Below are 14,611 nucleotides of genomic sequence, written 5' to 3'. Positions count from 1 at the left end.
CTGCGCCGGGCCTGATCAGATGAGGCCGAGCTCGGCGAAAGCGGCAACGAGCCCTTCCTCCCGGGGAGGCGCGGCGGTGCGATCGGCGAGTGCCACAAGCTCCGGGAGTGATCCTTCGATGGCGACGCCGACCCCTGCGTAGGCGATCATCTCCAGGTCGTTGGCGCCGTCGCCGATCGCTACCGTGTCTTCCCGGGCAATGCCCAGATGGGCGATAACGGCTGCGACGCCGTCGGCCTTGCTGATCCCGCGCTGGTACAGTTCCCCCGCGTGCCGGCCGTCGTCGGCCACCGAATTGGCGACTACCGCGATGGCCCCGCCGATTTCACCAACCAGGTGCTCCATGGCAACGGGGGAGTCAAACACGGAGACCTTGGCGAAAGGTACGGCGGCCAGGTCCGAGGTGGGCCGCACGGCCCGCAGGATGTCGGACGAACCCACGGGGCCCTCGGGTGACTGCTCGAAGTGGGCGTCCAGGATCACCTGCAAGCGTTGCATTGCCGCCGGTGGTGCGTGCAGCGCCTCCTGCGCTTCCAGGACATACACGGCGTCGTGCGCGTCGAGCGCACGGACGGTGCGGGCCGCAAGATCAGCCGGAAACAGCCTGTCCAGGAGTACAGTCCCGCCTACCTCGGCGTAGGCACCGGCGCTGGCTACCACGCCGTCGAAACCGGCGGCGAGAATGCTCTTGGGCAACATTGACACTGGACGCCCTGTGCATAAAAAGACCCGATGACCGGCCTTCCGTGCCGCCCGGACTGCACGCACGTGCCCCTCGGGAACCACGCCATAGTCCGCATAAGTGCCGTCAACATCAAGGAAGACAGCCCGGACAGTTCCAGTGGTGCTCGGCGTTACGCTCATGATTCCGGATCATACACACCGGCAACATTCCCCTCGTAACAGTCGCCCTCGGCCGGGTTAGACTCGCCTCCATGGGGGAACACAGCACATCAGGGGAACGCAAGGAAAAGTCAGCCCGGGTCTCGGCGGCCGTCCTGCCCGTGGCGGGCCTCGTCGCGTTGGTGGTGGGTTGCCTCGTCGCCTGGAGCAACGCGAGTGTCAGCTTCGGCTGGTTCGCTTACGCGCCGCTGAGTGACCAGCTCTTCGTGGGGAGCGGTGTGGCCATCGTTAGCCAAGGGACACAGATCGGCCTCGCGGTAGCAGCCACCGGCCTGCTCATCCTGGCGTTCTGGGCCGGGTACAGAATCGGCAGAAGAGCTAGCCCAAAAAGCCGCTAACTTGATCGAACGGGAGCGCCGGCGTCTGCTTCCGTCCGCAATCGATGCCGCCTGTTCACCGTCCGGAAACCGTTGAGGCCATGCCCGTTCGCCGGTTGCAGGAAGTCTTTTCACAGACCACCGCCCCGCAACAGAGATGGGAAGACCTCCATGCCTTCAAAGACCCTGAAAACGACGACGGCGGCAGCCGCCCTGGCGCTCGGCCTCCTTGCGCCGCTGCCCGCCAACGCGTCCAACCACACCTCCGACAACGAAGCGTTCACCTTTGGCGTCATCGGCGATATCCCTTACGGCGACGCCGAAATCGCCAAGTTCCCGTCCCGCATCCAGGACATCAACGCCGACAGCGGGCTGAAGTTCGTCACCCACGTGGGCGATATCAAGAACGGCTCCTCGGTATGCTCCGACGAGTACTTCGCCAGCATCCGCTCCCAGTTCGATACCTTTGAGCACCCGTTGGTCTTCACCCCGGGCGACAACGAGTGGGTGGACTGTCACCGCACCAACAACGGCGCCTACAACCCGCTGGAACGGCTGAGCAAGCTTCGTGAGGTCTTCTTCGACGAGCCCGGCAAGACCCTCGGCGCAACGATGCCGGTCCAGACCCAGGAGAACCTGGGTCTGCCGGAAAACGTCCGCTTCGTCCAGAACCGAGTGGCCTTCTCCGTGCTGAACATCCAGGGCAGCAACAACTCGCTGCTGCCGTGGAGCGGCCTGGGCGAAACCGCGCCGACTCCGGAGCAGCTGGCCGAAGTTGAGCACCGGACGGATGCCGTCCTGGACCAGATACACAGCACCTTCGCCGACGCCGATCGCCGCAACGACCGAGCCGTTGTCCTCATGACCCAGGCCGACATGTTCGATCCCGCCCAGCTCGCCGCGGCCTCTGCCAACCCCGAAACGGTGTCCGGGTTCCGCGAAATTGTGGCGGCTGTCATCGACGAAACCAATCGCTTCGACCGCCCGGTCTACCTCATCAACGGCGACAGCCACGTCTTCGCCGAGAACCAGCCGCTGGCGGATGGCTCGCCGTGGCTCGACATCTACGGCCAGCCCGCCGCGGATGACCTCCAGCGCATCACCGTGGACGGATCGGCCAACGCCACCAACTACGTCAGGTTCACGGTGGGCGGCAACAGCGGCGAGGACGGCAGCGTCCTGAACTGGGAGAAGGTCCCCTTCCGCCAGTAGGCACCCAACCGAAGCGAACGACGGCGGGAACCTCCCGCCGTCGTTCCCTTGCGTGAGTGCTCTGAAAGGTTCAGCATGAGAGCATCCTGCGCCGCCCGCCATGCGGCCGGCTACGCGCAGAGCCAGCGCCACACCGGAAGCCGCGGCGAAGGAGACACGGATGAGCAACTCACGAATAGCCGAAGCGATCTCGTCAGCCAAGGCGTACCTGGCTGCACACCCTGACGAGGCGCGTTATCGCGACTCTGTAGCCTCCGCCGTCGTGGAGGACGGCCTTCGGGTTCGCGTCACCGGCGCCGATGGTGCATCCCTTGTCACAGACATGGTGGCCGGGGTCGGCGGAACTGCATCAGCGCCCTCACCCGGCTGGCTCTTCCGTGCCGCGTACGCTTCCTGCGCAGCCACACTGATCGCGATGCGCGCTGCCGAGCAAGGGGTGGTCTTGTCTTCCTTGGAGGTGGAGGTGGACGGCGAATCCGATGACCGGGGCATTCTAGGCATCGCGGAGGACGTGCCGGCCGGCCCGGTCAGCATGAAGGTCGCCATCCGAGCGGTATCGCCCCAAGACGAAGGAACGGTGCGGGAAGTCATCGCGTGGGGGCTGGACCATTGCCCCGTAGATGATGCAGTCCGGCGGCCCGTCCCGGTAGAGCTCGACGTCCACGTAGCCAGACCATGACCGGGCGATGGCATTCTTTTGGGAAACCGGTATCAATGCATCTGGAATTGGCCGCCTAGACCACGATTTTTGTTGTAAATTTTAGCAATGGAATTGAAACGTAATGGCACCGCTACCCTGATGGACGTGGCCCGGGTGGCAGGGGTCTCGCGTTCCACTGCGGCACGTGCCTTGGGGGGATATGGGGCAGTGAGCCCGGAACTCCAAGCGATGGTGTCCGCGGCGGCCGAAGCCCTTGGTTACCGGAGCAATGCGCTGGCCAGGAGTGTCAGTTCCGGCCGTTCGCACACCATTGGGGTTGTGGTGAGCGATATCGAAAATCCACATTTTGCCCGGGCCGTGAGGGGCATGACCGATGCTGCGAAGGCGGCAGGCTTCGATGTCATCCTCGCCAACACGGATGAGAATATCGACGCAGAACGCGCGGCAGTCCAGGTGTTCCTGGACAAGCGCGTGGACGGCCTGATCGTGGCGTCGACCAGCCGGAGCGATTCCGGGCACCTGCTGGATGTTGTGGGCATGGGGCGGCCTTTGGTGCTCTTCGACCGGCGTCCCGACAACGTGGACTCCGATTGGGTGGGGACTGACTGCTACGGGGACGCCAAGACCGTCATGGAATACCTGATCAGCAAGGGGCACCGGAACATTGCCTTCCTTTCTGCCACCACGAAGACTCCAGAGGAGCTGGAAGCGGGACATCCCCTCCCTATCTCAACCATTGCGGACAGGGTCCGCGCAGTGCGGGAGTCTGCCAGGGCCGCGGGCGTGCGCTATGAGTTCATTTCCGATGCCATGTCACCGCAAAAAACCCACGTGATTGTTGCCTCCTTGCTCAACCGCCGGGACAGGCCCAGTGCCATCATCGCTTCCTACAGCAAGCTGGCACTCCCGGCCTTCCAGGCAATTCGCGCGGCGGGGTTGACCGTTCCGGAGGACATTTCGCTCGTATGCCTTGACGATGCGGACTGGATGACGGTCAGTTGCCCGGAAGTCCACGCCATTTCCAATCCTGCCTATGAGATGGGAATGAAGGCCGCGGAGGTACTGCTGGGCCGTATCGACGGTTCGGGCCCGGAGTTCAAGGACCACCTGCTCCCGGCAACGTTCACTCAGCGCGCTTCCGTTGCCGACCTCGCAGGAGTGGCGGTCACGCCCATCACGTAGCCCGTCCAGCGTGCCTCTTCAGGGCCCGAGACCTTTGGTTTCGGGCCCTTTCTTGCGTTGAGTCCCTGGCATCGGGCGGGCGCCGGCGGCGCAAGGCGATCCGGCCTTAAAGAAAAACAATTGCTGGAGATACCGGTGTCTCATAGCATAGACGAATTACGGGAGACCGGTGTCCCACCTTGGACTGCGCTATACGTAATCTGAGCGAAACAACATTGAAACCATTGACAATTACTGTTTACTTCAGAAATACTTTCGTTGCATGAAGTGATACGGATCACTCATCGGCGCAGACTTTTTCCAGGCAGGAGCTGTACGAATGAATGAACAGACAAAGTTGTGGGGCGGTCGTTTCGAGGGCACGTCCAGCCCGGAACTCGCCCGCTTTTCGCGGGCTGATCCCCGGTACTTCCGCATGGCACCGTACGATCTGCACGGTTCACGGGCCCATGTCCGGGAGCTCAACCGCTCCGGCCTCATCGGTGATGCTGAGCTGGGGAAGTTCCTGGACACGATTGATGACCTGGCAAGGGACATCGAGCGTGACCGCGTTCGCCCCCAGGAAGCGGACGAAGACGTCCACACCTTCCTTGAACGCCTCCTCATCGAGCGCATGGGACCGGTGGGCGGCAAGATCCGCGCCGGACGCTCACGCAACGACCAGGCTGCCAACGACCTCAGGCTCTACATGCGGGACAAAGCTCGGCGGGTCAGTGAACTGCTGATCGAACTGGCGGAGTCCCTGGCCGGGCAGGCCGACCAGCACCTGAACACGCCCGTCCCCGGCTTTACGCATCTTCAGTCCGCACAGCCGGTGGTCTTTGGCCACCAGATCCTGGCTCACGCACAGCCCCTGATCCGGGACCTTGAGCGCTTCCAGGACTGGGACCGCAGGGCAGCTGTTTCGCCCCTTGGAGCCGCGGCCCTGGCTGGTTCAACCTTTGCCCTTAACCCCGAAATCGCGGCAAGGGAGCAAGGCTACGAAACCAGTGCAGAAAACTCGATCGACGCCGTAGGAAGCCGCGACGCCGCCATTGAATTCCTCTTCGTCTGTTCCCTGACGCTGATCGACATTTCGCGTTTGTGCGAGGAGATCATCTCTTGGGCCTCCCAGCAGTTCCGCTGGATCACCATGGATGACGCCTACTGCACGGGCAGCTCCATCATGCCGCAAAAGAAGAACCCGGACATCGCCGAGTTGGCCCGCGGCAAGGCAGGGCGCGTCCTTGGGGACCTCATGGGACTTATGGCAACCGTCAAATCCCTGCCGTTGGCCTACAACCGGGACCTCGCGGAGGACAAGAACGCCGTCATCGACGCCGTTGACACCCTGGAAGTTGCGCTTCCGGCACTGTCGGGCCTGGTCCGGACCTTCACCGTCAATGTCCAGGAAGTCCGCCGGCAGGCGACAGCCGGCTACACGCTCGCCACCGAAGTTGCCGACTGGCTCGCCAGACAGGGGATCCCCTTCAGCGAGGCACACGAAGTTTCCGGCTCCCTTGTGCGCTTCTGCGAAAGCCGGGGACTGGACTACGACGACCTCAGCGATGAGCAACTGGCCTCGGTCGATCGCCGCCTGACCCCCGATATCAGGAACGTCCTGACTCTCGAAGCGGCACTCGATGCCCATTCAGGGTTTGGTGGAACGTCACCCAAGCGAGTGGCCGAACAACTGACGCGGCTGCGGGCAAGGCTGGACCAGATGAAGACCTGGGCTGCCGACTACAACGGCCTGCGGGTCAGGCCGGACCACGAGGGCTGAACCATGGGCCCTATCAGCGCAGATGCACGCGGCGCAGCAGATACCCTCCACGATCAGGAAAAAGCCATGAACACTCAAACTGAGCCCAGCGTCACCGACGCTGCTTCGGTCGACTTGAAAATTGTCCCCCGGCGGCACGTGGGGCGGTGGGTTGGCGCCGCAGCGGTGGTGCTCCTCCTCGTATGGGTGGGAGTCTCCTTCTCCCGCGCCAAGATCGACTGGCCCACGGTCCAGGAATACCTGACAGTCCCCGTGCTGATCCAAGGCATCGGGGTGGCCCTTCTCCTCACCGCAGTGGCGATGGCCCTTGGCCTGATCCTGGGCGTGGTCACCGCCGTGATGCGCCTGTCCAAGAATCCTGTGGTCTCCGGTGTGGCCTGGCTGTATATCTGGGTCTTCCGCGGCACCCCGGTCTACCTGCAGCTCCTCATGTGGTTCAACCTTGCGCTGATCTTCCCGGTGATCGGCATCCCGGGACTTTACTCGGGCCGCATGATTGATGTGCTCACACCCTTTGTCGCAGCGTCCATCGGCCTCGGTTTGAACCAGGGCGCCTACACCTCCGAAGTGGTCCGCGGCGGCATCCTCTCCGTTGACGAGGGCCAGACGGAAGCAGCCCAGGCCGTGGGCATGACACGCCTGCAGGCTATGCGCCGCATCGTGCTGCCCCAGGCGATGCGGGTCATCATCCCGCCCGTGGGCAACGAAGTGATCGGCATGCTGAAGACCACCTCGCTGGCCTCCGCCATCGGCGTGAGCGAAATCCTCTCCGAGGCCCAGCACATCTACTACGTCAACAACCGGATCATGGAACTGCTCATCGTCTGTGCCGTCTGGTACTTGGGCGCGGTATCCATCCTCAGCATCGGCCAGTACTACCTTGAACGATTCTTCGCCAAGGGTTCCTCCAGCCGGCAATTGCCGTTGACTCCCTTCCAGCATCTGAAAAGCATCTTCGGCACCAACAGGAAGGCACTCTCATGACCACGAACGTTCTGGTCCGCGCCGAAAACGTCCACAAGAGCTTCGGCCTGAATGAAGTGCTGAAGGGCATCAACCTTGACGTCAACGCCGGAGAAGTGGTCTGCCTCCTGGGAGCCTCCGGTTCCGGAAAGAGCACATTCCTCCGCTGCATCAACCACCTTGAGACGCTCTCCAACGGGCGCATCTGGGTGGGCGAGAAAGTGGTGGGGTACCGCCAGGACGGTAACCGGCTCTATGAACTTTCAGACAAAGAGGCGGCCAGGCAGCGGCGGTCCATCGGCATGGTTTTCCAGCGGTTCAACCTCTTCCCCCACATGACCGTGCTGGAGAACATCATCGAAGGGCCGGTGCTCGTCAACAAGGTCAAGCCCGCAGAGGCCAAGCGGCATGCTTCGGAACTCCTTGCCCGGGTGGGCTTGGAAGGGCGCGAGTCGTCCTACCCCCGTCAGTTGTCAGGCGGACAGCAGCAGCGCGTTGCCATCGCGAGGGCGTTGGCCATGAAGCCGGAACTGATCCTCTTTGACGAGCCGACGTCGGCGCTGGACCCCGAACTGGTGGGTGAGGTGCTGGACGTGATGAAGGACCTCGCTAAATCTGGCCTCACCATGATCGTGGTCACCCACGAGATCGGATTCGCCAAAGAAGTGGCGGACCGTGTCGCCTTTATGCACGGTGGCGAAATCGTAGAGCTCGGTCCGCCCGCCGACGTCCTTGGAAATCCCCAGCACGAGCGGACCAAAGCCTTCCTTTCCCGCGTTTTCTAGGTTCACCATCCCCAAGATTTTCTTGACTCACCATCCCCAACGAACTGGAGCCATCATGAAGCACTTCACCAATGCCGCACGCATCGCGGCTCTGACCGCCGTCACGGCCTTTGGCCTCACAGCATGCGTGGGCGGCGCAGAGACTGCTACCGAGGCAGCCGCAGGCACGACCGGCCTGCCCCAGGCAATCAAAGACGCCGGAAAGATCCGGATCGGCCTGTCTCCCGACTTCCCGCCCATGGAGTTCCGGGACAGCGACAAGAAACTCTCCGGCGTCGACATCGAACTGCAGCAGAAGCTTGGCGAGGTCCTCGGTGTCGAGATCGAAGTGGTCGAGTCGCCTTTCGACCAACTGATCAACTCCGTCCAGACAGGCCGCGTTGACCTGGTGATGTCCGGCATCTCCGACACCCTGGAACGGCAGAAGACCGCCGACTTCGTGGACTACTTCAAATCCCAGGGCCGCCTCTACACCTCCGGCGCCCGTGCGGGAGAGTTCACTCAGCAAACGGATATTTGCGGCAAGAAGCTGGCAGTCAGTGGCAAGACCGATTACTTTGAGCAGGTCAAGACCCTCAGCAAGACCGTCTGCACGGACAAGGGCCTTCCTGAGCTGAGTATCCTCCCCACGGACTCCGGAGCTGCAGCCCGCCTCCAGATCGAGCAGGGCCGAGTGGACCTTGCAGCGCAGGGCGGCGAAAACCTGGCCTACTTTGCCAAGACTGAACCCGGAAAATACGCTTCCGTCCTGGACCCGCTGCCGGCCAAGCCGTTCGGCGTCCTCATGAAGAAGGGCGACACCCAACTGGCCAACGCCGTGAAAGACGCGTTCACCGAGATCGTTGACAATGGCGAGTACCAGAAGATCCTCGACAAGTGGGGCCTGGGCTACGGTGCCATGACCCCCGAGGTCAACGGCGTCAAGTGAACCGAGACGCAGCAGTGAAGGCTGGGGCGGCGGTGTGGCCGGAAGGCAAACGCAGCGCCGTCGCCCTGGCCTTCGACCTTGACGGTCCCACCGGCGATGCCATGCTCAAAGGCACTATCTGGGACCGGCCGGAGTACTTCAGCCAGGGCGCCTACGGGCCGTGGCGGGCCGTGGACAGGATCCTCGGGCTATTGAAAACGCACGAAATAGCAGCGACTTTCTTCACTCCTGCCTGGGTGGTGGAGACGTGGCCGGAGCAGTGCCGGCGCATCGTTGAGCAGGGCCACGAAATGGCCCACCACGGCTACAAGCACGAAAAGTATTGGGACCTCAGCCTGGTGGAGCAGCGGCACGTCATCGAAACCAGCCAACGCATCTTCCAGGATATCCTGGGCACCACGGCGGTCGGCTTCCGGACACCATCGGGGGACTGGCGCCCCGAGACCCCGGCCTTGCTCGAGGAGATGGGTTTCCTCTACTCCAGTTCCATGCGCGGAGACGACCGCCCGTACTTCCACACCGGCGGGAAGCTCGTTGAGATTCCTGCCCGGTCCGACATGGACGACTACGCCTCGCTTGCTTACACCACCAACCCGGACTGGCCCTCGGGCGGTGATCGGATAGCCAGCTACGACCTCACGCTGGACAACTGGACCAGGGAGTTCGACGGCTATCACGCCGAAGGCCTGTGCCTGTCCACCATCTTCCACCCCAAAGTGGTGGGCAAACCCGGCCGGGCAGTACTGCTGGACCGCTGGATCCAGCACGCGAAAGATGCCGACGACGTCTGGTTCAGCACATGCGCCGACATCGCCACGTGGTGGCAGCAGACCAAGGAGCCCCAGACGTGACTATCACTCAGGAAACCCAGGGACGGTGGCCCGAGGGTAAAAAGTGCGCCTTCGTAGTCACGGTCGGGTTTGAGGCGGAACTGTCCGTACTCGCTGCGGCGCCTGACGCTGTCGACCGCGCCAAGAGCCTGTCGGTGGGACAGTATGGGGGAACGCGGGGAGTGGACCGCCTGCTGGCTGAACTGGACCGCACAGGCACCAAAGCGAGCTGGTTCGTTCCCGGCGCCAACCTCGCGAGCTACCCCCGGCAGATGGAAGCAGTCGCCGGGGCAGGGCACGAGTTCGGCAACATGGGCTGGCAGCTCGAAGACATGGGCAGCCAATCACTCGCCGAACAGGTGGACAGTATCGGTCGCGCCCAGGACGCCTTCCAGTCCCGCCTCGGGCTGCGTCCGGTGGGGTTCCGCGCAGGACGCGGGTCCTACGCGCCCGGGCTGACTGACGAACTGGTTACCCAGCGATTCACGTGGTCCTCGTCCTGGCACGGCGACGACCTGCCCCACTTCCACGCAGGATCCGCGGCCGCATTGGTGGAAGTGCCCCGCCACCACGAACTGGACGACTACCACTACTTCGTCTTCAACCTGGACCCACCCATCCCCGCGGGAAGTCCACGGATTGCCTCCAGCCGGGAAGTGCTGCGGAACTGGATCCTGGAATTCGACGCCTACCGTGCAGAAGGGTTGTGCTTCGTCCTGACCCTCCACCCGGAAATCATCGCCACACCCGGGCGGATCGGAATGCTGCGCGAGTTCATGGACCATGTAGCCGCCCACGACGACATATGGCACGCCACCGGCGGCGATGTGGCCCAGTGGTGGCGGCAGAGCGCCAAACCCAATCCTGCAGACCACCCCGCCGAGATATTCCACGCACTTACCCGCGAAGGCAGGCCAACATGACCAACGACCCCACAGCTTCAGAGCGGATCGCCGGTTTCCTCACGGCGCTGCGGCCAGAGGACATCCCCGCCGATGTCCGGCACAGGGCCAAGATCCACATCCTTGACACTCTTGGTGCCGGAATTGCAGGGGCCTCCTCACAGGAAGTGGACATCAGCCGAACAGCGCTCGGAGCTGTCTATGGGACTCCCGCCCCCGGCTCAGGGGCACCGCTTTGGGGGACACCCGCCGAACTGCCCGCGCTCGGGGCGGCGTTCGTCAACGGCATCGCCTGCCACGCCTTCGAACTGGACGACTCCGGCGGGTGCGACCATTCCGGTGCTGTTGTGCTGCCCGCGGCGCTTGCGGCAGCGTCGCTGCCCATGGCCGGTTCCCGCGGGGGAGCAACCGACGGCGGAACAGCCGACGGCGGACCGCACGTTGGCGGCGCCAGTCTCCTCCACGCCGTCATCGGTGGATATGAAGTGGCCCGCCGCGTCCAGGACGCGCTGGGCGGCTACGACTCCGTCAACAATGCGGGCTGGCATTCCACCGGCGTGTGCGGAACATTCGGAGCCGCAGTGGCGTCCGGCGTGATCCTTGGCCTGGACACCGAACAGATGGTTTCTGCCATTGGGCTGGCCGGGTCCTTCACTGGCGGCACCTGGTCATTCATCGGTGACGGTGCAATGTCCAAGCGCATGCACGTGGGCCGCGCTGCCGAAGCAGGCCTGAACAGCGCACTTCTCGCCAGGTCCGGGTTCACCGGACCGCGGGACCTGTTCGCCGCCCCGTGGGGCAGCTTCCTGCGCCTCTACGGACGGCACAAGGACATAGACCAATCCCGCCTGTTCGAAACACTCGGTGAGGAATGGCAGATTGAACGGGCATCCATCAAGCCCTACGCCACCTGCCGCAGCACCCACGCCGCCATCGATGTCATCCTGGATCTGCGCGAGCAGCCCGGCATCTCTGCTGAGTCGGTCCGCACCATCACCGTCCACACCAGCGCGCTCATCGCCGACATGTGCGGCAAGGCCGACGTGAGCTCCTTGGTTTCGGCTCAGTTGAGCATGCAGTTCGCCCTCGCCACGGCCCTCCTGCACGGGGGAGTCGGCCTGGCTGAAGTGGCCGAACAGGGCAGGACTGACCCCCGGATCCTCGAACTCATGGAACGGATCCACTTGGTGGTGGACCCCCAGCAGCAGGGAGGTTCGGCGGAACCGCGGATCGAGGTGCAGACGGAGTCCGGCACCATCATTGTCCAGGCCGTCCGGGCTAAGGGTGCCTCCACTAACAGGCTCAGCGACGACGAAACCATAAGTAAGTTCATGGGCCTCGCCACCACCAGGCTGCCGGAGGAGGCGGCACTCAGCGTGGTGGAGAACGTCATGGAACTCGAATCCAGCAACGACATAGCCCCGCTCCTTCGGCTGCTCGCCGTGAATTCCGAACCGGCACTCCTGAGGTGATAGGGAAAACGGAAACCCAGGGTCCCGCGCAATCAGGTCAGCCGGTTGGCACCAGACGGAAGGGTACGACGGCGGCAACCTCCCGCCGTCGTCCGCTCGCCCGGGTGACTCTCGGCTCAGTCCGTTTCCGGCCCTTCGCAGAAGTGGCAGCCGTCTTCACAGCCCTCCTGTGCTGACACTTGGCTAGAAGCTGTCAATGGAGGCTCCCGCGGCAGAGAGGACATACTGGGGCTTTCGGGACCCGAACTGGCTCGCCACCAAGGTCCACGTCACCAACTCGCCCCTGCTCGGCGGCATGATGCTCCCCTCGGCGAGGAGTTGCGCATCTGCCTCCTGGCCGGCCGGCGCCCACCATCCGTTCAGCGGGCAATGTTCGCCGGTCCGCGCCTCGCGGCCTTTCCGGGAACTCTTGCTGTGGAACTGCCGGTGCGGGATACGTTTCTTCATCGCTGCTTCTTCGCTTTGCGGGATTCTTACTGGGCTGACACGGGACGGGTAAATGTGGTGTGGATCCCAGTATCTAACTGCCTAGCGTGAAGAAAAAGCGATGTTATCCGCACAATATTCATCGCAATTAGTGAGGAATGGTTTTACGTCTCCGGGCGTCCCGCGTCGGCAGGTTCGGTCCGGAACTTGATCAGCTTGTGGGTCCCGTCGCAGTACGGTTTGATCGCTGAGGCTCCGCAGCGGCAGAGCGCCACCGTCCGGCGCTGCCTGGGGACGCGTTCCCCTGTTGGTGTGAGAATCTCGAAGTCACCGCGGACCAGCAGCGGTCCGTCCGGGCAGACGACGATGGACCCTTCTGCAGGTTCGTGGTTCATGTTCTCCTGGTCTTCTGTAGTCATGCCGCAGCGGGCAGCTTGGTGCGCAGCGATGACCGGCCGTTTTCCCAAGCGTCCAGAACGTGGTGGGTGAGCAACGTGTCCACGGCGATGGCCGCCGTCGCGCCGAACAGGACGTCGGGGAGCAGGTCCGGTTCCGCTTCCACCAGGCCTCCGGCCAGGTCCCGCCCGGCAATCTGCTCGTGGACGGCATCTGCTTCGACGTGCTCATCGAAGTACGCTGTCGCTGCGGCATCGAAGTTGTGCCGGCGGAAACCGTTGCCGTAGAGCTGGTTGGGCCGGGAGGACGTCATCTCATAGATCGCCAGGTGACCGGCGATGGCACCGCGGAGCCGGCGGTTCAGCCCGAAGAGGGACATCATGTTCACTGATGCCAGGGCAAGGGCCGGAACCGTGTTGACGTAGGCGCCGTAGCGGTCATCGAGCCCGAGGGCACGCATGGTCCTGGCAAAGAGGGCGCTGTGCATCCGGTCCGCGCGGCCGCCGCCGTATTCGTCCGCCTGGATTTCCACCAGGGCCGCCTTGGCACGGCCGGCGAGGCGGGGAATGGCCCACGTGTGCGGGTCCGCTTCCTTGAGCTGGTAGATGGATTTCTGAATGAGGAATTCCTTGAGCTGGGAAAACGTGGCCCTCTTTGCCACATACTTCGACATGCTGGGTCCCGTGTCCGACGCCGCGAGGGTAAACAGGACCGTGGCCACGCCGTCGCTGATCGGACCCGCCTGGGGAACCTGCGCAATGTCGGGAACCGCAGCCTTGGCTGCAGTCCTCAGTCCCTGTTCGAACGGCTTCTCCAGAAGCCGGCGGACGGCGATTATGCCGGGATGCCATTCCCAACCGTCATCCACGCCGTCCAGCCCGCCGTAGTGCAGATCGTACAGGCAGAACAAGGCCAGCTGGATGTCGTCGTCCTCGATAACGTCTTCAGCCTCGGCCAGTCGTGAGGTCACAAGTGCTTGGAGGTCGGCCAGGCCGGCGGGGGTATCCGTGGGCTGGCTGGCGAGGAGCGCGAGCAGGGCGGCGCTGATCGGCCCCCGCTGTTCGGGGATGTGCATGGTACTCCTATGGAATCTTCGGCCCGGGGCGGGCCCTCTAAGGACGTTTTTAGGATCAGAACCGGTTGCGGCTGCGGGGATTCGCGGCCGGGTTCTGCTTGGCCCGGCGGGCGCGCATGATGCGGCTGATGATGGTGGGGAGCAGGGCAAGCAGAAGCTTCTTCATGGAGTTTCCTTCGTCGAACGGGGGAGATGTGGAAAGCAGACAGGCCGGCGCCGCCGGGGGAGGCGGGTTGCCGGCCTGTCTGCTGGGTGGTGGTTAGGGGTTTTGGACGTGGTCCTTGGCCTCTGTTGCTTTGTCTTTGACGTCGGCGGCGGCGTATTGGCCTTCGGTTTTGACGTGTTCGGCGGCGTCGGTGGCGGTGGCCTTGACGTTTTCCATGGCTTCCTGGGCGGGTTCCTTCAGGCCCTGGGCCATGTCTTTGGCGGCGTCGGTGAGTTCGGTGGTGAGTGGTTCGGCGGCGGTTTTGAGGGCGTCGGCTGCTTCGCGTTCCTTCTCACTGGCCGGGATCAGGGAGGAGAGCAGCATGCCGGCGCCGAACGCGATCAGGCCGGCGGCCAGGGGGTTGCCCTGGGTTTTGGTTTTGACCTGGGCCGGGGCATCGCTGATTGCCTGGCCGGCGTCTCCGAGGGTGGAGCCGACGGTGTCGCCGGCGTGGCCCAGGGCGTTGCCGGTGTGCCCGGCTTTGGTGTGGAGGGTGGTGGTGGCGTCGTCCGCGGCTCCCATGATTTTCTCCTTCACTCCGAACACGGCATCTTTTACCTTGTCGGTTTGGCGGTGGACGATGTTGGACGGG

At 63.7% G+C, this 14,611-nt stretch carries 16 protein-coding genes; 11 read left to right on the top strand and 5 right to left on the bottom strand.

The annotated features are described in order from the left end of the window. Positions 1-15: 15 nt before the first annotated feature. Entirely contained in the window at positions 16-864 is an 849-nt protein-coding gene (locus ACLKOZ_RS19660; protein ID WP_436477592.1) for an HAD hydrolase family protein, read from the bottom strand. Between the two features lie 71 nt (positions 865-935). On the opposite strand from ACLKOZ_RS19660, the gene ACLKOZ_RS19655 reads away from it, so the two are divergent. The 11 genes from ACLKOZ_RS19655 to ACLKOZ_RS19605 all read left to right on the top strand — a co-directional run bounded on the left by ACLKOZ_RS19655 (position 936) and on the right by ACLKOZ_RS19605 (position 11,917). Beyond that, positions 936-1,241, top strand: a complete 306-nt coding sequence (locus ACLKOZ_RS19655; protein ID WP_436477590.1) for a hypothetical protein — start codon at positions 936-938, stop codon at positions 1,239-1,241. Positions 1,242-1,391: 150 nt separating this feature from the next. Beyond that, positions 1,392-2,432 (top strand): hypothetical protein, encoded by a 1,041-nt coding sequence (locus ACLKOZ_RS19650; protein WP_436477588.1) that lies wholly within the window; start codon positions 1,392-1,394, stop codon positions 2,430-2,432. Between the two features lie 160 nt (positions 2,433-2,592). Beyond that, entirely contained in the window at positions 2,593-3,111 is a 519-nt protein-coding gene (locus ACLKOZ_RS19645; protein ID WP_436477586.1) for an OsmC family protein, read from the top strand. Positions 3,112-3,198: 87 nt separating this feature from the next. Then, complete coding sequence (locus ACLKOZ_RS19640) at positions 3,199-4,275, top strand: LacI family DNA-binding transcriptional regulator (RefSeq protein WP_436477584.1); 1,077 nt, start codon at positions 3,199-3,201, stop codon at positions 4,273-4,275. A gap of 319 nt (positions 4,276-4,594) precedes the next feature. After that, positions 4,595-6,037, top strand: a complete 1,443-nt coding sequence (gene argH, locus ACLKOZ_RS19635) for an argininosuccinate lyase (protein ID WP_436477583.1) — start codon at positions 4,595-4,597, stop codon at positions 6,035-6,037. Between the two features lie 66 nt (positions 6,038-6,103). Further along, complete coding sequence (locus ACLKOZ_RS19630; protein WP_436477581.1) at positions 6,104-7,021, top strand: amino acid ABC transporter permease; 918 nt, start codon at positions 6,104-6,106, stop codon at positions 7,019-7,021. Further along, positions 7,018-7,785: an amino acid ABC transporter ATP-binding protein gene (locus ACLKOZ_RS19625; RefSeq protein WP_337348798.1), complete on the top strand. Its 768-nt coding sequence runs from the start codon at positions 7,018-7,020 to the stop codon at positions 7,783-7,785. Before ACLKOZ_RS19630 ends, ACLKOZ_RS19625 begins: the two co-directional genes overlap by 4 nt. A gap of 55 nt (positions 7,786-7,840) precedes the next feature. Further along, positions 7,841-8,713 (top strand): ABC transporter substrate-binding protein, encoded by an 873-nt coding sequence (locus ACLKOZ_RS19620; RefSeq protein WP_337348799.1) that lies wholly within the window; start codon positions 7,841-7,843, stop codon positions 8,711-8,713. Then, positions 8,710-9,564, top strand: coding sequence for a polysaccharide deacetylase family protein (locus tag ACLKOZ_RS19615; RefSeq protein ID WP_436477576.1), 855 nt, complete (start codon positions 8,710-8,712; stop codon positions 9,562-9,564). The genes ACLKOZ_RS19620 and ACLKOZ_RS19615 overlap by 4 nt, the downstream gene beginning before the upstream one ends. After that, complete coding sequence (locus tag ACLKOZ_RS19610) at positions 9,561-10,466, top strand: polysaccharide deacetylase family protein (RefSeq protein ID WP_436477575.1); 906 nt, start codon at positions 9,561-9,563, stop codon at positions 10,464-10,466. The genes ACLKOZ_RS19615 and ACLKOZ_RS19610 overlap by 4 nt, the downstream gene beginning before the upstream one ends. Beyond that, positions 10,463-11,917 carry an MmgE/PrpD family protein gene (locus ACLKOZ_RS19605; protein WP_436477573.1) on the top strand — a complete coding sequence of 485 codons (1,455 nt, stop codon included), beginning with the start codon at positions 10,463-10,465 and terminating at the stop codon, positions 11,915-11,917. Before ACLKOZ_RS19610 ends, ACLKOZ_RS19605 begins: the two co-directional genes overlap by 4 nt. A gap of 183 nt (positions 11,918-12,100) precedes the next feature. Here the strand turns inward: ACLKOZ_RS19605 and ACLKOZ_RS19600 are convergent, their stop codons facing one another. The 4 genes from ACLKOZ_RS19600 to ACLKOZ_RS19585 all read right to left on the bottom strand — a co-directional run. Then, positions 12,101-12,364 carry a hypothetical protein gene (locus ACLKOZ_RS19600; RefSeq protein ID WP_436477571.1) on the bottom strand — a complete coding sequence of 88 codons (264 nt, stop codon included), beginning with the start codon at positions 12,362-12,364 and terminating at the stop codon, positions 12,101-12,103. A 143-nt stretch (positions 12,365-12,507) separates the two neighbouring features. Next, complete coding sequence (locus ACLKOZ_RS19595; RefSeq protein WP_436477704.1) at positions 12,508-12,738, bottom strand: CDGSH iron-sulfur domain-containing protein; 231 nt, start codon at positions 12,736-12,738, stop codon at positions 12,508-12,510. 20 nt (positions 12,739-12,758) lie between these two features. Then, a complete protein-coding gene (locus tag ACLKOZ_RS19590) occupies positions 12,759-13,814 on the bottom strand; it encodes an iron-containing redox enzyme family protein (RefSeq protein WP_436477569.1) in 1,056 nt (351 codons plus the stop codon). 259 nt (positions 13,815-14,073) lie between these two features. Further along, positions 14,074-14,611, bottom strand: a 538-nt coding sequence (locus ACLKOZ_RS19585) for a DUF3618 domain-containing protein (RefSeq protein ID WP_436477567.1), incomplete at its 5' end; no start/stop codon positions are given.

The sequence above is a fragment of the Arthrobacter sp. R4 genome, assembly GCF_051365025.1.
Classification (GTDB): domain Bacteria; phylum Actinomycetota; class Actinomycetes; order Actinomycetales; family Micrococcaceae; genus Arthrobacter.
The sequence above is the reverse complement of the archived record's forward strand: the minus strand, read 5'-3'. Positions and strand labels throughout refer to the sequence as shown.